The sequence below is a fragment of the Brevundimonas bullata genome, assembly GCF_014207965.1.
Taxonomy (GTDB): Bacteria; Pseudomonadota; Alphaproteobacteria; order Caulobacterales; family Caulobacteraceae; genus Brevundimonas; species Brevundimonas bullata_A.
In genome coordinates this window covers 1-16,690 of record NZ_JACHLM010000006.1, presented here as the reverse complement: position 1 = coordinate 16,690, position 16,690 = coordinate 1, and the positions used below count along the sequence as shown (strand labels likewise).

Below are 16,690 nucleotides of genomic sequence, written 5' to 3'. Positions count from 1 at the left end.
ACAGCGCTGGGGCCGGCCGTGGGGACCTATCATGCTCGCCAGACCGTGGTCCTGCCGCCGGGCGGGTCTGCGCTGGCTCGAACTGACGGCGCCGGAGGAGCTGATCCTGGCGCCGGGATCGACCAGCGCCTTGACGGTCGAACAGGTCTATCTCGTCGCTAGCCTGACCTGAACAAGGCGGAGCACTTGCCTCCCGCCGCCGGACCGGCGACAGTCCGGCGTCCCCGGCTGGCCGGCGTTATGTACAGGCGCAAGCTAAAGGCGTCGGCGCACGAGCTCTCGTGTTCTCAACTGTCCGGCGGACACTCCCTTATTGTGGCGCTTGGCGAGCAGGCGGGGTAGGCTTTTTGCGGAAGTGATTTGGGGCGCGGATGCGAACGAAACCGGCAGGCATGATGATCTCTCCAGCGACCCTGCGGATCCAGGGCGGGCGGTCCCATGCGCGCTGACCTGGATCATCTTCCAGCCAAACAGCAGCGCGAGCTGGAGCGCGTCCGCACGACCCTGCTGACCGAGTTCGAGGCCGCGATCAAAAGCGGGGGAGGGGGCACCCAGTCCTGGCGGCGCGACGGTCGGGTGCTGAAGGTCATCCTGTTCGGATCCTACGCCCGCAACGACTGGGTCGATGAACCCGACAACGGCTATCTGTCCGACTTCGATCTGCTGGTGATTGTCAGCCACGAGAAGCTGACCGACATCGCCGACTACTGGTACGTGGCCGAGGACAAGATCCTACGCGATCCCGCCGTGGGGCGTACGGTCAACATCGTCGTTCACACCATGGCCGAGGTGAACCAGGCCCTGACTCGGGGCGAGTATTTCTGGACCGACATCCTGCGCGACGGGGTGACGCTCTATGAGTTGCCGGGGCATCCGTTCGCCCAGCCGCAGCCGATGACGGCGGCTGAGGCGCGGGAGGCTGCGCAGCGCTACTTTGATGCCAGGATCAAGGATGTGGACCTGTGGATCGACGACGCTGGGCGGTATATCGCCAACGCGGGGGAGGGGCAGCACGTTCGCAAGAGGGCTGCCTTCCTTCTGCATCAGGCGACCGAGACCGCCTATGCCTGCTTCCTGCTGACCCACACCTTCTATTTCCCGCGCTCTCACAACATCAAGTTCCTCCGCTCCCTCGCGGAGGACACCGACAAGCGCCTGACCGCCGCTTGGCCGAGGGAACAGCGCGCCGACCGCCGCCGCTTCGAACTGCTGAAACGCGCCTATGTGGAGGCGCGCTATTCCGACCAGTATGATGTCGAGGCCGAGGATCTGGCTCTGCAGCTGGATGCCGTCGTACGCCTTCGCGACCTTGTGGAGACGGTTAGCGCGGAGCGGATCGCTGAACTTGCGAGAGATGCAGACCTGACCTGAGGCTTGCGAGCTGGTTTCTCTAGCGCGGACGGTCAGTAGCGGGGGGGCGTTGATCGTGCCCGTAAGTTCATCAGCCGCGCCCCAGAATTGTACGATGGCGTTGCCGTATCGACGGATGCGTTCTTCATCGACGCGCATCAGTTCGGCATGAAGATAAGTGTCTTCGAGCCACGGATGGTCTTCCTCAGGCGTATCGTGCCATAGATCCGGAGACTGGTGACGTAGGGCGGTGACCGAACGACCGTTGCCGTGGCGAAGCACATTACCGACCAGAACGAGTTCTGAAAGGGTGGCTGCAATGAAGCTGTAGTCTGTTTCTTTGGGGATCCGTTCGAGGCCTGCCGCCAAAAGCGCATCGAAGGTCATCTTGCCAGCTTTCGGCGTCTTGTGTCGAAACATCCATCGGCGAAGATGACGTTCGAAGGTCGCGGCCAAGGTCAGTGCGAACGCCCGACGCGCCTCGCCGGCCGTAGCGTTGTCGAAGTGCATTGCTGACCATTCAAGAAACTGCTCTTGAGACGCGGCCCCTTGCTTGGGGATGTTTTCATGAGTGGGCAAGGCGGCGAGGCCCGGCAAGATGACGCGAGACATTAGGGCGTCGGTGATGTTCTGAGAGATGCGAGGCGACAAGTCCCGGTCTGCGAACATTCGCTTGTTGAGCGACGCGTCGTCAGAAGTGTCTGCTTCGGGCGGCGTCTTTCCAACAGGTTGAGCAGTTCCCAAGGGCGCTCGTGCGTCGGCGTGTCCTGGGTGTTTGATCACCATGAGCCGCAAGCCGTCGTGCGCGGTAGCGTGAGCCTATGGGTATCACCAGCGCTGTCGCCCATGGTGATCGACGGCAATTGGGGTTTTCGCCGGGCACCGTGCCAAGTGTCGACGATGTTCAGGAGGTCTCGCATCGCCGGTCGATCCAGGAACTTGTCGAGCAGGACGTTTGTCAGTTCGAGATCCGGTATGGTGTAGAAGTCACCGGGCGTGTTCACGGCGTCCAGGCTCGAAGCTTCCGACGACATGGAGCGTTGCAACATTTTTCGGGGCACGCTGAGCTTCTGGTCCACAAAGGATTCAGGGAAGATGGGAGCCATGAAGTCAATCAGATGGGTCTCAGTCTGGACCCACATGTGAAAACCTTTCAGTGAAACCACGATGCGCCCGCCTTGGTTCTCACCGAAAAAGGCGACTTCCGGCGTGTCGTTGACGCAGAGTGCGAAAGCGCCGGCGACCGCCGATGCTTTGATCTTGTAGTGCTTATTCAGGATCAGCGCCCCGCAACAGGCAAAGAAGATACAGCCCTTTTCCGCTCCGCCGAAGGTTTGGCTTACGCCATGGGTCACTTGGTAAATCCGGTTGTATTCGCTCAACGGAATAAGAAAGCGGCTCATGCGATTGTTTCTTTAAACTTCGGATGGTCGGCCACGGCTGGGCGCGTTAAAATCCGCTGGTAGCTGTGCGCCGTCAGTTGGAAGGGGAAGCGATCCGGCGACAGTTTGCGGGCCGCCGCCGGATCATGCCGTTCGGGAAAAGGTCGGAATCCCGGCGAGCGCATGACTATAAGCTTGGCTGTACGGTCATGTCTGCGCGTTTCGGCGGTTGGGCGCGACGCACGGCGCTAACATCGCGCTTCGACGCAGGGGCGCAGTCTACTGGACGGTCGCGCTCAACCAGCCCTTGGAGCCGAGGGCAGTGAGGGCGATCTCGATCTGGCGCGGAGAGAACTGCTTCTTGCGCTCGTTCCATGCGTAGACCCTTGCGCGAACCTCGTCTGAGGACCTCGCCTCTTCCCGGGTCGCGACCCAGTGGACCGTCGCCAGAAGCTCCAGCCCGAAGGGAGTTTCGAAGCCTTCGACCAGGTTTCCGACCCTGTCGAAACGCTGTTTCGTCTCCAGGTCGTCGGCGAGGAAGGCCTCGGCGTCCTTCACCGCGCCTGGAACAAGTTCAAGCTGCCTGTCCGGAGCGTCGCCGCCGTCATGGTATCCGGAGACCATATGGCCTTCGATCTTGACCAGGACGTGCCGCAGGTTGTCGGCGTAGGGCCCGTAGTGATGCTTGACGTAGTTCAGGCGGAGCGGCTGTCCGGCTTCCTGCATGAAGTACATGAGCTTCTGCAGCTCGATCAGGGTCACGAACGGATCCAGCAGGCCGCTGAGGTAACGGTTGACCAAAACTACGAGCGCAGCCCGGCCCGGGGTGATCGCGGGGATATCGCGTGACCTGGTGGGCACAGGCGCAGTCATGGGTTCAAAGACCAGGACGCGGACATCCTCGAGGGGGGCCATGGCCGCGACGATCAGGGGGCGGACGTCGGCCCAGTCCAGGCCGCCGAGCCCGGCGCCGAGCGGCGGAATGGCGATCGAGCGGATGTCGCGTTCACTGATTTCATCGACCAGGGCCTTGAGGCCGGACTCGATGTCCTCGATCCGGCTCTTGCCCTTCCAGTGACGCTTCGTCGGGAAGTTGATGACGAACCGGGGATTGGTGAGGCTGCGGGTCTCATGGACGAACATTCGTCCGGGCTGCACCGCCTCGCTGGCGCAGGCTGCGGCATAGGCTTTGAAGTTTTCCGGAAAGCGGTTCTTGAATTGCAGGGCGATGCCGCGGCCCATGACGCCGACGCAGTTGACCGTATTGACCAGCGCCTCGGCGTCGGCCTGAAGAATGTCGCCTGTGGTGAATTCGATCATGCCGCTCCCCCATAGTACCAGTCGCGCCGGATTTCGATGGGGGGACGATGGCCCCCAGGCCCCATGGCGTCAGAAACGGGTTGTACGTAGGCGTTTGAAAAGACGCCCACACGCTCGACCAGATGCCAGGGGAAGCTGTGCTCGAGCAGGAACTCGGCCTGCTTGCCCTCCTTCGGCGCGCCGGCCCATTGTCGGGTCTGAACCGAATTCCAGTTGATCTCGTCGAGCTGGTTCAGGTTCACACGATCCTCGAAGTAATAGGCGCCCGCATTCGACAGGGTGAACGCCCAGCGGCGATTATTCGCTTCTGCCCACGCAACGGTCGCTCGCAAGTCTGCTTCAAGGTGCACGATGGGCTCTTGGCCGCCCTGGTAAGCGAGGTCGTGGCTACGAGCGTATATCAGATAGAGCATGACGGAGCGAGAACAAAAATAGAACGGCGTGCAGTCGCCCACGTGCAGATCTGGGTGATTCTGCAACCGGAGCTCCCGAAGTCGGCGCTGCTTGATGGTGTTCATGCCAATCGTGGTTCCCGGGACGGCCTGGGCGGCGATGGCCGCGTCGCACAACAGCATCCGGCTGGCGACGATCGAAGCCAGCCTGTCCACGTGGACGATGTGATAGATTTTCGGGTTTGCAGGTGTGGGCACGACTCAGCCTGCAATACGAAGGCAAGGCTCATCGGGGGACGTCAGGCGCCTGCGGTCGCCAGCCTGTCTAAGTCCTTCCAAGATCGCCTGTCCCCCAAAGACCGCACTCGCCGCCATGAGGCTATCCAGTCCGGGGAGGTCTGGCAATTCAAGCGGCATAGGTGTCGGCGAGACTGGCTTGGGTCACCCGAGCGAACGGATGAATCAGACACCGGCATTATCCGACTTGCCAAGTGAATCCGGGTGAATCAGACTTGGGGTGCGTCTGATTTGACGCCGAGGCGTGAGAACCTCGCTTGAGCAGATCCTGAAAATCCCACTTCGCGCTCCGTGGCGGCGGGTGGCCCGCGTGCATGTCCAGGCTCCCTCCCTCGGGGGCTAAAGACGTCGGCGCATGTGTTTGAGCATGTTCTCAACACCCGGTGCTTCGGCCGGGCTCGCCTCTGTTTACCGGAGGCGAGCCCGTGTCGGATGGATTGGAAAAGCTGTCGCCAGCCGCCCCCCTGGGGCTGGATGTCCTCTATGGACGCTACGCCCACTGGTTCCGGGCGCGGCTGGTCCGGCGCTATGGCGCCCAGGACGCCGAGGACCTGGCGCAGGAGGCCTGGCTGCGGCTGGCGCCCTATCATGCCGTTCAGACGATCCGGCATCCCCGGGCCCTGCTGCTTCGCATCGCAGCGAACCTGATGGCGGACCGCCGGGCGCGGCGGTTTCATCGGGCGCGCTATGTGGACGAGATCGGCGCCACACATGGACTGGCCCATGAAGCCCCTTCGCAGATCGACGAGGTCCTGGCCCGGGAACTGGTCCTCGGCTTGCCAGAGCCCCTGCGCGATGTCTTTGTGCTATCAAGGTTCGGCGGACTGACGAATGTGCAGATAGGCGAGCAGCTCGGGATTTCTCCCAAAACCGTTGAGTGGCGCATGACCAGGGCCTTGGCGCATTGCGCCGCCCAGCTCCGGCGCTAGGATGAGGGTGATCATGACCAACCCGAACATCCGGGTTGAAACTAGCGAGACCGAGGCGGCGGCGTGGCACGCCCGCCTTGGCGCGCGCAGCGTCAGCACCCAGACCATCGAAGAATTCTTCGCCTGGCGGTCCGAGCCGGCCAACGCCGACGCCTATCGGCGGGTCGAGCAGGTCTGGGGCGCGGCAGGCAGGCTGGATAGGGATCCCGCTATCGCGAAGGCGTTGGGCGAAGCCCTGTCGCGCAGGAAGAGCGCGCCGCAGCCGCGACGGCTGCCCCGCACCCTGATCGGCGCGACTATCGGCGGCGCCGTCATGGCGGTGGCGGTCGGCGGGGCCCTGTGGCTGCAGTCCCGGACCGTGTTCACGACCAGCGTGGGCGAGCAAAGGGTCGTGCAACTGGCGGACGGGTCGAATGTGCGGCTGGATACGGATTCCAGGATCAGGGTCCGCTTTGACGGAGACCGTCGGCTGATAGAGCTCGAAGGCGGGCAGGCCCTGTTCATCGTGGCCCATGACGCCGACCGGCCCTTCGTGGTCCAGACAGACAGCGCCCGGGTGACGGCTGTCGGGACGGTCTTCGATGTCCGCCATGACGGCGCGGGGGTGAAGGTGACCCTGGTTTCAGGCGTCGTTGATGTATCGGAGCGCGGGACGGGCAGGGCGGTCAAACGATTGGCGGCGGGGCAGCAGAGTTCGCTAACGCCGCAGGGCCAGGTGACGCGGGTGGTGGACGTAGGGGCCGAGACGAGTTGGGCCGACGGGCGGATTGTCTTCCGGGACACGCCCCTGCGCGACGCCGTGGCCGAGGTGAACCGGTATCTGACCCACAAGATCGTGCTCGACGCCGCGGCCCAGGAGGAGGCGTCTGTCAACGGCGTGTTCAAGACGGGGGACCGCGACGCCTTCGTCTCCACGGCGGCCGAGGTGTTCGGTCTGAAGGCGTCGAAGAAGGCTGACGGCCGGGTTCTTCTGTTCGACGCAAGAAATTCGAGGGGCGCTCCGGGGGCGCCCGGGGTCTGAACCGTCTCTTCTCTGACGCCGCGTGGCGTGGAGGGGACCCAGGACCATGAGACGAGCCAGCCTATTATCCGGAAGCATTCTCGCCGCCGGCCTGATCGCCGTCAGCGCGACGGCCTGCGCCCAGGAAGCGCGTGAGTTCAATATCCCCGCTGGGACGTTGCGGGACGGACTGAACCTGTTCGCGACCCAGTCAGATCAGCAGATTCTCTTTTCCGGCGAGGCGGTGGACGGGTTGAAGACGCAGGGCTTGCGGGGGCGGCATGCGCCGTCGGCGGCGCTTGACCGACTGCTGGGGGGAACGGGCCTCGCCTGGTCCGAGACGCGTCCCGGGGTCATCTTCCTGAGGCGTTCAGACGGCGGCGCAGTGGTCGATCGCGCCACGGTCGTGGACGACGTGGTCGTCACCGGCACCCTGTTGAAGGCGTCAGGAGAACTGGCGTCGCCCGTGGTCATGCTGGATCGGGACGAGCTCGACCGGCGCGGACGGGGGACGGTGGCCGATGTGCTGGCCGAGCTGCCGCAGAACTACGCCGGAAGCGGGACGGCGGGCGCGCTCCTGTCAGGGGCGGACCGGGGCGGGTCCAACGGGGTAGTGGCGACGGGTGTCAACCTGCGGGGACTGGGGACTGACGCCACCCTGGTGCTGATCAACGGTCGTCGAATGGCCGGCACAGGCTTCCGGGGCGAGTTCGCCGATGTTTCCGCCCTGCCTTCGGCGGCGGTCGAACGGGTCGACGTCCTCCTCGACGGCGCTTCGGCCCTGTACAACGCCGGTCCCGGCCGGGTCGCTCGCCTCGGCCGCATTCCGGAGATCGCCGAGACCCGCGCCTATGTCGCCACGGTCGTGGACTGCTACCTCGCCCTGACGGCGGGCCGGCGTCTGACGAGTTCGCGGCAATGCGCGTCGGTTGAGGGCGGGCGATGATCCCCGATCGCGACATCGACGAGGTGGAGGCCACGCTGGCGGACGGCGACGAGGATCTCCTGACGCGGGCGGAGGCCTCCGCCTTTCTCGGCCTGTTCGGAATCCGGATGAAGCCGGCGACCCTGGCCCGCCTGTGGTCCACGGGGAATGACGGTCCGCCGTGTCGGCATGTCCGCTCGAAACCCCACTATCCGCGCGGCCTGCTTCGGGACTGGGCCAGGTCCCAGATCACTGAGGTCAGGACCGGGGCGCCGGCCGCTGCAAGAGGGCGTCGTCGTGGTTGAACGCCGGACCTTTGATCCAGAAGGCGATCATCCTGAGGCAGGCGGGAAGGAAGATCGTCTGCTTCCATGGAAGCAGGTGAAGGACGTGGTCGGGTTGAGCCGGTCGACGGCGTGGCGGCTTCAGCGAATCGGAGACTTCCCCGAGCCGGTCCGGATATCGCTCAACCGGGTAGGGTGGTGGGAAAGCGAACTCACGGCCTGGAAGGAAAGTCGCAAATCCCGCAAGCCGCTGAGGCCGAGATTCCTTTCGGCGCCGCGAGCGCCTCGGCTGATTGAAACAGCGCGCTCGTCGCGCACGCCGCCGGATTTCACGCCGAAGTCGACAGCGACTGCGACTGCGACTGCGGCGCCATCATCTCACGCAGGTAGTTCGGCGCGACGGCGTCGAGGTACAGCCAAGGCGTCGAGCAACCAGATTGACTTCGGATTCTAGGACCGTGAGCCATGAACGGGCTTCAGGTCAGGCCGATGACGCGGAGGGACGGAAAACCAGTCCCTCGGTCGTCGTCGCCACCCAGATATCTCCTTCAGGAGCGGTGCATCTGAAGACGACGGCTCTTTCTCCAAGCCAGAGGACACGAGCATCACAGGGCACGCCCTCCTGCTTCTCAATGCTTGCCCCGCTCATGAAGCCCGAGGCAGCGAAAAGCTTGGGAGCTTCTGTGAAGGCCAGTGTGAGCCATACGGCTGCCGGTGCGAAAACGACCACGATGGCGGCCTTGGCCATGTGCGGGATCTTCTCGAAATCGTGACGGTTGAGAAAGGGGTGCATGGCGCAGCCCAGAGCGATCAGAGTGGCGACGAATTTTACGCCGAAGCCGCCGACGCCGTTCGGGATCCAGAACACGGCGCTGGCCGCCACGACGCCCGCCAGGGCATAGGGGCGTATCCGCATGGGCATCTTTTTCAGGATCGGGTCGAGCAGCGTGCCCGGAATGAAGGCGAACATGAACAGGGCGACCAACAGAATGCCCAGGATGACGCCGGGGACGATGGTGTCCCCCGGCGTGACCAATTGAGCCACCGACAGCCCCCATATCCCGAACACCGAGTTCAGGAAGACGATGACGGCAAGAAAGCCGAGCACCGTCGCGACCGGGAGGGTGTGAAGCGCAAGATCGCGCCAATATATGAAGCCCCGTTGGGGCGGCTGAGGTTGGCTCATCGGTATTCCAGGAATTGCTGAAAAGGTCGCCGCGGCGACGTGCGACGGAGGGGCGAGGCGATCGAAACGATCACTTCTGCTGGGAAGGGCGGCTCGCCTTCAGGAGGGCTTGAAGCGCCACGTGGTCGCGACGCCAGAGGCGACCGGTGAGCGAACAGGCGAGGGCGCGGGCCTCCTCAAAGCCGCCCGGGGCGAAGCTGTCGGCGGGCTCGCCGAGTTGTTGTTCGTCGAGAGCGAAAAGCAGCGGCGCATGTGCATTGCTCGCAAGGGCGCGTGCGAGGCGCGTCTTGCGATCCGTGATCGGAGCCTTGGCCGCCAAGGCGTGGTAGGCGTCGGCATAGAGCCAGAAGGCCGTCGTATCCTCAGTCTGCGTGGTTCGCAGGGCGGTGAAATCCTCGAACCGTCCGGCGATGAGAAGAGCGGTCGCCAGGGCGTATCGAGCGCCGATCCGGTCATCGACATCGAGTGCGAGCACCTGGCGCAACTGGGCTAAGGCTTCGTCATGTTCGCCGTTTTCCAGCGCGCACAGCGCATAGCCGACGCAAGCCCTGAGATAGGGGCGGGCGTAGAGGTTGTCTCCCAGCCTTCCTGCGTCCGATTCGATTCGGTCGCCGGCGTCGCGTCGTGTGATTTCGCGCGCCGCCAGCCAGGCGGCGAGCGCTTCGGGGCTGCTCTGGCGCATGGCCGCCGCCGCCGCGCTGTAGCTGTCGGATAGCGAGGGGGCGGCTCTAATGGCTTGGATCGCCAGGGCCAGGCGCTCGCGCGGCGGAGCCAGGTCCACTTCCTCAAGAAGGGCGCAGGCGAATTCGCGGGCGTCGTCTTCATGATCGTTCGACATCAGGCGGGCGTTCCGGACGTAGCGCGACGCGAAGCCCTGGAAGGTCGCCCCATCTGATTGGGAGCCTTCAGGTGTGTCCCCGCCGTGGGATCAGCCGCGAGGACGGCGATCGCCTGCTCGATGACCATGCTGCGGGTTCCGAGCGCCTGGCCTGTTTGCGGATGGCGCTCAATGCCGTCGCTGCGGCCGCCGCGCCCGTCCCAGGTGGTTCGATGTGTGTCGATCCATTTCCCTGCGTCTGGGCCCTGGCGCGAGGCTTCGCGACGAATGACGGCCCCGACGAAGACGGGGCGGCCGTCGTCGATGACGACATCATACTCCACGACGCTGGGCACTCGAACGCGAACGACACGACGATCCATGAAACCTCTCCTGATCCTTGGGGTAACCGTGAAGCTTGGATACGTCAGGATCGGTCGGAAGTTCAGAGGAGCGGCTCATTTGTCTGTCTGCCATGCCGGCCGTCATGCGCACGGCAATGAGGGCTTTCGAACGCGCGAAAGCCTGAAAAGCGGTGCAAAGCCGTGCAAGTCGACGTCAGCGCGAGAACGACTGCCGTGGCTGCTGGATGGGAAGGTGGATGGGAAGCCCTGTGGGCTAAATATTAAGCCTAGCGATTTCATGGGCTTAATGCCCCCGAGTGGCTCCGCGGGTAGGATTCGAACCTACGACCAGCCGATTAACAGTCGGCTGCTCTACCACTGAGCTACCGCGGAACGTCCCCTCGGGGGAGGCCGCTGTATAGCAACGCCTTTTTGATTCATGCAACGGATAAAGTGCAGAAAACGCCGAAATTTATTCAAAGGGGTGCGCTACAGGGTTCGGCATGAATTTGATCCCTGTTTCCGATATCGCCGATCTCCGCATTTCCGCCTTTCGTGACGTGAAGGAGCGCGACCTGACGGGGCGTCAGGGCCTGTTTATCGCCGAAGGGGAGGTGGTGCTGCGCGTGCTGGCTTCGCCGGCGTCGCGTTGCGTGCCTGTGGCGGTTTTGATCGCTGAGAAGCGGTTGGAGGCGCTGCGCGATATCCTGGAGCGCCTGCCGCAAGACGTGCCGGTCCATATCGCGCCGCAGGACGTGCTGGACGGGATCGCGGGATTTCATCTGCATCGGGGCATACTGGCGCTCGGGCGCAAACCTGAGCCGGTCGACCTGGGCGTCTTCCTGGACGGGCTGCCCGAGCGCGCCGTCCTGGTCGGAGCCTGCGGCATCGGCAATCACGACAATATGGGGGGCCTGTTCCGCAATGCGGCGGCGTTTGGGGCGGCGGGGTTGCTGCTCGACCAGACCTGCTGTGATCCCTTCTATCGCAAGGCGATCCGGGTTTCGGTGGGGGCGGCGCTGCGGACGCCCTTCGTCGAGGGCGTGAAGGCGTCCGCGATGGTCGAGGCGCTGGAGGCGCGCGGATTCGAGGTGCTGGCGCTGACGCCGTCGGCGTCCGAGGCTCTGGCTGAACTGCGGCCCGCGCCGCGCACAGCGATTCTGCTGGGGTCCGAGGGGCCGGGACTGGCGCCGGAGGTGATCGCCCGCTGCCGGCCGCTGGCCATTCGCATGTCAGGCGGATTTGATTCCCTGAACGTCGCCACGACCAGTGCGGTGGCGCTGCACCATCTGACAGCGGTGAAGGGGCTTTAGCGCTCGCAGATCAGATGTTGGATTGGAGCGCCCGGCGCGCTGCGGCGTTGGCCTTCTGAACAAGGAGGCGATCATGGACAGTTTTACGGCGCTGGTGCTGATCGGCGTACTGGCTTTTGTCGTGGCCGGCGCGGGCTTCGCCTTTGCCCAGCCTCGACGTTTCACCGACAAGGACGCCGACGGCGCGCCCGACGCGACCTCGGAGGAAATCGCCAAGGCGCAGGACGACGACGGCTGGAAGTCCGGCGGCTGAAGCTTTGAGCAGAGACAAGAAAGCCGCCCCGAAGGGCGGCTGACTGTTTGTCGCGATGGAGGCCTGACCGGAACCCGAGCAATCTCGAATAATCAACAGCTTGTTTTGTCTTACGTAGGGCAGGGCGGCTGTTGAATTGTTTGGCTTTTTCCGGCTTCAGCCTAACCTCCAGATACGGGTGGCCCGCGGGGCCGCCCAAATGTGTGTTCTTCTTTCGTTCACGGCGCCGTAGGAGTCCGCCCGGGTCGGCAACCTCGGAGGACGAAAGATGGCAAACAAGCAGCCCCTGGCCACCACCCTGGCCGAACTAGATGCAGACCTCGACAAGCGGATCGACCAGTCGAACGCCCGCGAACTTCCACCGGAAGAAAGCCGCAAGCTGATCGCCGGGATGCTGGCCGGGATGGCTCAGGTCGGGCGGTCTCGGGACATGCACCGGACCATGGAGCGACTGGCCAACGCCCGCGTCTCGCCCGCCGAGGCTGCGCGCCTTGTGCGATGAGCGCCTGGGATACGGTAGGTCGCCTGTTCGAGAATGGCGCGAAGATCCGATGGTCCTGCGAGGTCTCGGCTAGCCACCACGGCGACGTCGACCTGAAGAGGATCATTGAGGCGAAGGGCGCCGACTATGTCCTGATCAACAAGAAGCCGCCGTGCCGCTTCCCCGGCTGCCCTGGGCTTGTGACCTTCGCCGATTATTCCCGGGTCTACTGGCGGAAGCTGGAGACGCTCAGCGACCGCGATGACGAGTGGTGGACTTTCAACGATCAACGCCGCGCCGAGTTGAAGGCACTGGGCTGGCGCATGGAGATGGGGAAGTGGGTTGCCCCAAAAGAAGAAGCCCCCCGCTGATCAGGCGAGGGGCTGAGGTGCGCATCATCGAAGAAGAGGAAGAGCGGCGCTTACTGCCGGGCCACCGCTCAAACAGCCGGCACTGCTTCTGGACAGCGCGCGATAGCCGTGTTCGGTTCCTCAGATGTGCAACCTCTACCGACAGCGCAGCGGGCCCCAGGCGATCCTCGATCTGTCGCGCGCTATGCGTTCGGACGTCGGCAACATGGAGCCGCGGGACATCTATCCCGACTATGCGGCCCCCATCGTCCGCTGGGAGGGCGAGGATCGCATTCTGACGGCGGCGCGCTGGGGCATGCCCTCGTCGCGCAAGGCGCTGATGGATGCCGCCACCAAGCGGGCCGACAAGCTGCGCGCCAAGGGCAAGGATGTGGACTTCCCCAAGCTGCTGGAGATGGAACCCGACAGCGGCACGACCAACGTCCGCAACACCGCGTCCTCGCACTGGAAGCCGTGGCTGAAGCCCGAGAACCGATGCCTGGTCCCGTTCACGGCCTTCAGCGAGCCGGGCAGGGACGCCGAGGGGCGCTATCAGCCCGTCTGGTTCAAGCTGGCCGTCGACGATCCCGACCCGCTCGCCTTCTTCGCCGGCGTCCACGTCCAGGACTGGACCTGCGTCCGCAAGATCAAGACCGGCATGGAGACCTGCGACCTGTTCGCCTTCCTGACGACCGAGCCCAGCGAGCCGGTGAAGGCGGTTCACCCCAAGGCCATGCCGGTCATCCTGACCGAGCCCGACGAGATCGAGGCGTGGATGACGGCGCCGTGGGAGATCGCGAAGGAGCTGCAGCGGCCATTGCCAGATGGAGCACTCGTCACATGCTGACGCCAAACCGCGTCGAACTGCTCGGAGGCCTCATCGCCGTTGGAGGCATAGCCGTTGCGCAAATGTGGACGCACCCATGGGCGTCATGGCTTGGCCCACTGGCCATAACCATGGGCCTGTTGGTCGTGCTGTTGCAGCGACCCTTGTCCAGAAAGCGTGTCCGACGCCGCCGCCGCCGGTAGGGGTGCGCTCCGTTGGCCGACTCAGCTAGACCGCGCCCATGACACCGACCGAACTCGATGACGCCCTGGATGCGATGCAGCTGGCCGCGGCCGGCAACCCCGACCTGATGCCTGGCCTGATCACGGTCGAGAGCAATCACTGGGTGCAGGTGCTGTCTGGTGTGCGCCCGACCTGCGCGCGGCTGGATGACGGGCTGCGTCACCGCGACATCCAGATCCATGTCGGTTCGACGCAAGAAACGAAGCTGCTGACCCGCGCCGAGGCGGGTGAACGAGGCGCGCCGTACCGGGATATGGCGGCGAAAGTCTGAACCGACAAAGCCGACCCGGACAAACGGGCTCATGCCGAGGAGGCCCCGACCTTGCTGATGCTATTGCACCGAAGGCCGCTCGGCTTCGATCCGGGCCGCGAGGAAGTGAATTGTCTCGATGATCACGAGCGGCGCCTCCTCGGGTCGGTACCGATAGGTCGCCTCGCTGAGGTACGACAGCACTTCCAGGAAGGCTTCGTAGCGGGCTGAGGTCTGGTTGGTCATGCGGCGATGCTGCCGGTATCCGAGGGCGAGCGCCATAGCCTGAAAAGACTATGCCGGAACACGACGAAAGCCCGCCCCGGCGAACCGGAGCGGGCCTGATAGCGGAGCCCCAAGGCTCGACGCTGGATTGAGTTCGTCAGCCTTACTGGCGCACTGCCTAGCCCGGCTTCGGCTGGATCTCCGGTGCCGCACAGTCGAGCGCCTTCATCCCCATCTCACCGAAGATGGCGGCAGTCCGCCGCACCTGCGGATCGTCTAGGGGCCGTTCTGCATTAACCAGTCATGAGTATCTTCGGCTATCTTTTCGCAGGGTTCGATCTAATCGTGAAAGCGATCGTGGGTCGCGAGCGCTTCCTCTAATCAGCGGGTAGGCGCCGCCACCACGGCCTCCGGATATGTCGCACAGCCGCCGCGTCACGTGCCTCGCAAGCCCTCACGACCGCGATGACGTCGGTCGACCGCCCGTTGGCCTTGGCTAGCTGGCCGGTCTGCTCCACGCCGAACACCTGCCAGTCCCGCTCTTCGGCGTTGTCCTGCGGAAAGGCGGCGGACGGAACAGGATCAGCCCACTTCGGCGGGATCAGCGAGGAGCACCCGGCAGCGGGCATCGCGACTTGGATCGATCCGGCACAGGCTGCGCAGAGCGGCAGCGTTAGCAGAAGCGCGGTCAGGGGCATGGCGTATCGCATCGGTTCCGTCCTTCACGGTTGCATCGATTTCAGAGGTGCGTTCGTCGGCGCGGTCGCGGATGGCGCTGGCGTCGCCTGCGGCGGCTGTGCGGCCCTCGGCTATGGTCTGGCCCGCGTCCGCCTTGCCAACGGCCTGAGCGGCCTTCCTGCGGCTATCCAAGGTGCACCAGCCCAGCAAGGCGAGTGAGAGTGCGAGGACCGCGACGGCGAGCCAGCCAGTGGCGGTTAAGCTGCGGAGGAAGCTCACTTCGCGCTCCACTTCGCGAAGGCCCGGGCGATTTTGACGTGGTACTCGTTCGCCTTGTAGCCGGGCCCGTTGTAGCCCCGCGCGAATGGCTCAGCGCTGGCGTGATAGGTGGTGATCTGCCGCAGCACGTCCGTCAGGCCGCCGGCCTTTACGAAGGCGACAAAGGCCATCAGGTGGGCGCGGGCGCCGGTCTTCATTGCCTCGACAAAGGCCTCGACTGTTTCGAAGCCCGCCAGCTTGTGGTTGAAGCCCATGATCTGCGGCGCTCCCCAAGATGCAGAGCGCAGCGCGGCACGGGCGTCGAGCTGCATAGCGCGGTGCAAGCGTTCGTATTCGCCCTGGCCGCCGACGTAGAGCGCCTTGTTCCAGCGCGCCGACGACAGGTTGGGGTGCGAGGCGCGGAACCGCCCGCCCGTCTCTTTGTCAAAGACGTGCGCCTCGAACAGGATCTTGGGCAGCGACGATCCATCCAGGAAGCCGCCAGGGCCGTCCAGCGCCAGGATTTGGCCGCGCATATCGGTGAACCACCCTGCGCCCGAGGCCTCGACCTCGAACACCGCGCGGATCTGCGCGACCGAGCAGCCAAGGGCTGCCGCCGCGTCTGCGAAGTCCTCGACGGTCAGGTCTGTCTGCACCCGGTCGTTGGCCGCCGAGGGCAAGCCGAAGGCGTTCGCCACGGCATCGATTAGCAGAACGTGCTCGGGCAGCAGTCTGCCGCCTGGCGCATAGGGGCGCACGGCGTCGAACAGGGCCTTGCGGTCCATGTCGGTCTCCAGTTCAATTTGTGCGGGGAGGCAAGGTTGCGGCCAAACGCAGCGCCGCATCGGGCTTCAAGACGCGCCCGTGCCGGTGTAGCTAGGCCGTATCAACTTGGGAGGGCATGATGGAGAGTGGTTCGCGCGAATTCTTGGAGCCGCTGGATGCGCTTCGCCAGCAGGCGAGGAAGGTTCCGACTCTTCGTCAAGATGAAGACTGGCGCCATGAAATGATGGCAGCTATCGCCGCGGCTCGAGCGTGCGGTGTTCGATCTGCGATCCTGGCGGATTATGAGGCGCTTCTAGAAAGGTGACGCCTCTAGATCGACAACCTCTCGTCTTTAAAGCCGGGGAACCGAACGCGTTCAATGGAGTTCCCGCAGTGCGTTCTGACGCAGAGTGAACGCAAGCGGCCCGGTAGCCAATAAGCCCCCCGGTGGCGCACTGGGCCGCCCCTTTCAGGGGAAGCGGATGACGCGCTGGAAACCACGTCTCATCGGCGTTGGGTCAGCCGAGCCGAACCCCGGTCGCTCTCCACTCCAAATTTGGGTGAAACGAGCGTTGCCGTTCGGTGTTATACGAGAGCGCCCTATGGGGCTCAGGGCGCAGCGGCTCGTCCCGGACCTGCTTGCAATGGCTCAGGGACGGGCCGCATTCGAGGATGCCGATGACGCGCGCCGGGGCATTGTCGCACCGTGCGCGCCTCGCAAATGGAGTTGTGCGATGCTGAACAGGAAGCCGATCTTGGAACGGGCCTTCGAGTTGGCGGCTTCGGGTCAGTTCCGGATACCGAGCCACGTCCGCAAGGCGT

At 64.4% G+C, this 16,690-nt stretch carries 22 protein-coding genes and 1 tRNA gene; 13 read left to right on the top strand and 10 right to left on the bottom strand.

From position 1 onward, the window contains the following. Positions 1 to 31: 31 nt before the first annotated feature. Together HNP51_RS15175 and HNP51_RS15170 are read left to right on the top strand one after the other, a co-directional pair. Positions 32 to 172, top strand: coding sequence for a hypothetical protein (locus HNP51_RS15175; protein WP_184273238.1), 141 nt, complete (start codon positions 32 to 34; stop codon positions 170 to 172). Between the two features lie 266 nt (positions 173 to 438). Then, positions 439 to 1,371 (top strand): nucleotidyltransferase and HEPN domain-containing protein, encoded by a 933-nt coding sequence (locus HNP51_RS15170; RefSeq protein WP_184273241.1) that lies wholly within the window; start codon positions 439 to 441, stop codon positions 1,369 to 1,371. A gap of 758 nt (positions 1,372 to 2,129) precedes the next feature. On the opposite strand, the gene HNP51_RS15165 is transcribed toward HNP51_RS15170, so the two are convergent. The 3 genes from HNP51_RS15165 to HNP51_RS15155 form a co-directional block, all read right to left on the bottom strand. After that, positions 2,130 to 2,753 (bottom strand): DUF2026 family protein, encoded by a 624-nt coding sequence (locus tag HNP51_RS15165; protein ID WP_184273244.1) that lies wholly within the window; start codon positions 2,751 to 2,753, stop codon positions 2,130 to 2,132. Positions 2,754 to 3,011: 258 nt separating this feature from the next. Further along, the gene (locus tag HNP51_RS15160; protein WP_184273247.1) at positions 3,012 to 4,052 is read right to left on the bottom strand and encodes a macro domain-containing protein; all 1,041 of its coding nucleotides are present in this window, start codon (positions 4,050 to 4,052) and stop codon (positions 3,012 to 3,014) included. Further along, positions 4,049 to 4,702, bottom strand: coding sequence for a DUF4433 domain-containing protein (locus HNP51_RS15155; protein WP_184273250.1), 654 nt, complete (start codon positions 4,700 to 4,702; stop codon positions 4,049 to 4,051). The genes HNP51_RS15160 and HNP51_RS15155 overlap by 4 nt, the downstream gene beginning before the upstream one ends. A 464-nt stretch (positions 4,703 to 5,166) precedes the next feature. Between HNP51_RS15155 and HNP51_RS15150 the strand changes: the two genes are divergently transcribed. The 5 genes from HNP51_RS15150 to HNP51_RS15130 are packed head-to-tail and all read left to right on the top strand — an operon-like array spanning position 5,167 to position 8,333. After that, positions 5,167 to 5,670 carry an RNA polymerase sigma factor gene (locus HNP51_RS15150; RefSeq protein ID WP_184273253.1) on the top strand — a complete coding sequence of 168 codons (504 nt, stop codon included), beginning with the start codon at positions 5,167 to 5,169 and terminating at the stop codon, positions 5,668 to 5,670. A 13-nt stretch (positions 5,671 to 5,683) separates the two neighbouring features. Beyond that, positions 5,684 to 6,691: a FecR domain-containing protein gene (locus HNP51_RS15145; RefSeq protein ID WP_184273256.1), complete on the top strand. Its 1,008-nt coding sequence runs from the start codon at positions 5,684 to 5,686 to the stop codon at positions 6,689 to 6,691. A gap of 46 nt (positions 6,692 to 6,737) precedes the next feature. Beyond that, a complete protein-coding gene (locus HNP51_RS15140) occupies positions 6,738 to 7,616 on the top strand; it encodes an STN domain-containing protein (RefSeq protein WP_184273259.1) in 879 nt (292 codons plus the stop codon). Next, complete coding sequence (locus HNP51_RS15135; RefSeq protein WP_184273263.1) at positions 7,613 to 7,900, top strand: hypothetical protein; 288 nt, start codon at positions 7,613 to 7,615, stop codon at positions 7,898 to 7,900. The genes HNP51_RS15140 and HNP51_RS15135 overlap by 4 nt, the downstream gene beginning before the upstream one ends. Beyond that, on the top strand, positions 7,785 to 8,333 hold the full coding sequence (locus HNP51_RS15130) for an AlpA family transcriptional regulator (protein ID WP_184273266.1): 549 nt from the start codon (positions 7,785 to 7,787) through the stop codon (positions 8,331 to 8,333). The genes HNP51_RS15135 and HNP51_RS15130 overlap by 116 nt, the downstream gene beginning before the upstream one ends. Before the next feature lie 27 nt (positions 8,334 to 8,360). On the opposite strand, the gene HNP51_RS15125 is transcribed toward HNP51_RS15130, so the two are convergent. The 4 genes from HNP51_RS15125 to HNP51_RS15110 form a co-directional block, all read right to left on the bottom strand. Next, positions 8,361 to 9,065, bottom strand: a complete 705-nt coding sequence (locus HNP51_RS15125) for a hypothetical protein (RefSeq protein WP_184273269.1) — start codon at positions 9,063 to 9,065, stop codon at positions 8,361 to 8,363. Between the two features lie 70 nt (positions 9,066 to 9,135). Then, complete coding sequence (locus tag HNP51_RS15120) at positions 9,136 to 9,903, bottom strand: hypothetical protein (protein WP_184273272.1); 768 nt, start codon at positions 9,901 to 9,903, stop codon at positions 9,136 to 9,138. Then, positions 9,903 to 10,265 (bottom strand): hypothetical protein, encoded by a 363-nt coding sequence (locus HNP51_RS15115; protein WP_184273275.1) that lies wholly within the window; start codon positions 10,263 to 10,265, stop codon positions 9,903 to 9,905. Before HNP51_RS15115 ends, HNP51_RS15120 begins: the two co-directional genes overlap by 1 nt. Positions 10,266 to 10,544: 279 nt before the next feature. Beyond that, positions 10,545 to 10,619, bottom strand: a tRNA-Asn gene (locus tag HNP51_RS15110). A gap of 110 nt (positions 10,620 to 10,729) precedes the next feature. Between HNP51_RS15110 and HNP51_RS15105 the strand changes: the two genes are divergently transcribed. The 6 genes from HNP51_RS15105 (at position 10,730) to HNP51_RS15080 (ending at position 13,963) form a co-directional block, all read left to right on the top strand. Next, positions 10,730 to 11,539, top strand: coding sequence for an RNA methyltransferase (locus tag HNP51_RS15105; RefSeq protein ID WP_184273278.1), 810 nt, complete (start codon positions 10,730 to 10,732; stop codon positions 11,537 to 11,539). Positions 11,540 to 11,612: 73 nt separating this feature from the next. Then, entirely contained in the window at positions 11,613 to 11,792 is a 180-nt protein-coding gene (locus tag HNP51_RS15100) for a hypothetical protein (RefSeq protein WP_184273281.1), read from the top strand. Positions 11,793 to 12,060: 268 nt separating this feature from the next. Further along, positions 12,061 to 12,294 carry a hypothetical protein gene (locus HNP51_RS15095; protein WP_184273284.1) on the top strand — a complete coding sequence of 78 codons (234 nt, stop codon included), beginning with the start codon at positions 12,061 to 12,063 and terminating at the stop codon, positions 12,292 to 12,294. Beyond that, positions 12,291 to 12,644 (top strand): hypothetical protein, encoded by a 354-nt coding sequence (locus HNP51_RS15090; RefSeq protein WP_184273287.1) that lies wholly within the window; start codon positions 12,291 to 12,293, stop codon positions 12,642 to 12,644. The genes HNP51_RS15095 and HNP51_RS15090 overlap by 4 nt, the downstream gene beginning before the upstream one ends. Positions 12,645 to 12,768: 124 nt before the next feature. Further along, positions 12,769 to 13,470: an SOS response-associated peptidase family protein gene (locus tag HNP51_RS15085; protein ID WP_184273290.1), complete on the top strand. Its 702-nt coding sequence runs from the start codon at positions 12,769 to 12,771 to the stop codon at positions 13,468 to 13,470. Positions 13,471 to 13,690: 220 nt separating this feature from the next. Continuing rightward, on the top strand, positions 13,691 to 13,963 hold the full coding sequence (locus HNP51_RS15080) for a hypothetical protein (protein ID WP_184273293.1): 273 nt from the start codon (positions 13,691 to 13,693) through the stop codon (positions 13,961 to 13,963). A 60-nt stretch (positions 13,964 to 14,023) separates the two neighbouring features. On the opposite strand, the gene HNP51_RS15075 is transcribed toward HNP51_RS15080, so the two are convergent. The 3 genes from HNP51_RS15075 to HNP51_RS15065 all read right to left on the bottom strand — a co-directional run bounded on the left by HNP51_RS15075 (position 14,024) and on the right by HNP51_RS15065 (position 15,888). Further along, complete coding sequence (locus HNP51_RS15075) at positions 14,024 to 14,188, bottom strand: hypothetical protein (protein ID WP_184273296.1); 165 nt, start codon at positions 14,186 to 14,188, stop codon at positions 14,024 to 14,026. A gap of 561 nt (positions 14,189 to 14,749) precedes the next feature. Continuing rightward, positions 14,750 to 15,124 (bottom strand): hypothetical protein, encoded by a 375-nt coding sequence (locus tag HNP51_RS15070; RefSeq protein ID WP_184273299.1) that lies wholly within the window; start codon positions 15,122 to 15,124, stop codon positions 14,750 to 14,752. Continuing rightward, positions 15,121 to 15,888 carry an N-acetylmuramidase family protein gene (locus HNP51_RS15065; RefSeq protein ID WP_184273302.1) on the bottom strand — a complete coding sequence of 256 codons (768 nt, stop codon included), beginning with the start codon at positions 15,886 to 15,888 and terminating at the stop codon, positions 15,121 to 15,123. Before HNP51_RS15065 ends, HNP51_RS15070 begins: the two co-directional genes overlap by 4 nt. Between the last annotated feature and the right edge of the window lie 802 nt (positions 15,889 to 16,690).

Excerpts from the sequence above, each read along its gene's own strand:
- HNP51_RS15170 (WP_184273241.1), top strand. The coding sequence starts at position 439 with ATGCGCGCTGACCTGGATCATCTTCCAGCCAAACAGCAGCGCGAGCTG.
- HNP51_RS15100 (WP_184273281.1), top strand. The coding sequence starts at position 11,613 with ATGGACAGTTTTACGGCGCTGGTGCTGATCGGCGTACTGGCTTTTGTC.
- HNP51_RS15065 (WP_184273302.1), bottom strand. The coding sequence starts at position 15,888 with ATGGACCGCAAGGCCCTGTTCGACGCCGTGCGCCCCTATGCGCCAGGC.
- HNP51_RS15145 (WP_184273256.1), top strand. The coding sequence starts at position 5,684 with ATGACCAACCCGAACATCCGGGTTGAAACTAGCGAGACCGAGGCGGCG.
- HNP51_RS15130 (WP_184273266.1), top strand. The coding sequence starts at position 7,785 with ATGTCCGCTCGAAACCCCACTATCCGCGCGGCCTGCTTCGGGACTGGG.
- HNP51_RS15115 (WP_184273275.1), bottom strand. The coding sequence starts at position 10,265 with ATGGATCGTCGTGTCGTTCGCGTTCGAGTGCCCAGCGTCGTGGAGTAT.
- HNP51_RS15105 (WP_184273278.1), top strand. The coding sequence starts at position 10,730 with ATGAATTTGATCCCTGTTTCCGATATCGCCGATCTCCGCATTTCCGCC.
- HNP51_RS15120 (WP_184273272.1), bottom strand. The coding sequence starts at position 9,903 with ATGTCGAACGATCATGAAGACGACGCCCGCGAATTCGCCTGCGCCCTT.
- HNP51_RS15090 (WP_184273287.1), top strand. The coding sequence starts at position 12,291 with ATGAGCGCCTGGGATACGGTAGGTCGCCTGTTCGAGAATGGCGCGAAG.
- HNP51_RS15080 (WP_184273293.1), top strand. The coding sequence starts at position 13,691 with ATGACACCGACCGAACTCGATGACGCCCTGGATGCGATGCAGCTGGCC.
- HNP51_RS15075 (WP_184273296.1), bottom strand. The coding sequence starts at position 14,188 with ATGACCAACCAGACCTCAGCCCGCTACGAAGCCTTCCTGGAAGTGCTG.
- HNP51_RS15085 (WP_184273290.1), top strand. The coding sequence starts at position 12,769 with ATGTGCAACCTCTACCGACAGCGCAGCGGGCCCCAGGCGATCCTCGAT.
- HNP51_RS15160 (WP_184273247.1), bottom strand. The coding sequence starts at position 4,052 with ATGATCGAATTCACCACAGGCGACATTCTTCAGGCCGACGCCGAGGCG.
- HNP51_RS15095 (WP_184273284.1), top strand. The coding sequence starts at position 12,061 with ATGGCAAACAAGCAGCCCCTGGCCACCACCCTGGCCGAACTAGATGCA.
- HNP51_RS15165 (WP_184273244.1), bottom strand. The coding sequence starts at position 2,753 with ATGAGCCGCTTTCTTATTCCGTTGAGCGAATACAACCGGATTTACCAA.
- HNP51_RS15140 (WP_184273259.1), top strand. The coding sequence starts at position 6,738 with ATGAGACGAGCCAGCCTATTATCCGGAAGCATTCTCGCCGCCGGCCTG.
- HNP51_RS15135 (WP_184273263.1), top strand. The coding sequence starts at position 7,613 with ATGATCCCCGATCGCGACATCGACGAGGTGGAGGCCACGCTGGCGGAC.
- HNP51_RS15175 (WP_184273238.1), top strand. The coding sequence starts at position 32 with ATGCTCGCCAGACCGTGGTCCTGCCGCCGGGCGGGTCTGCGCTGGCTC.
- HNP51_RS15125 (WP_184273269.1), bottom strand. The coding sequence starts at position 9,065 with ATGAGCCAACCTCAGCCGCCCCAACGGGGCTTCATATATTGGCGCGAT.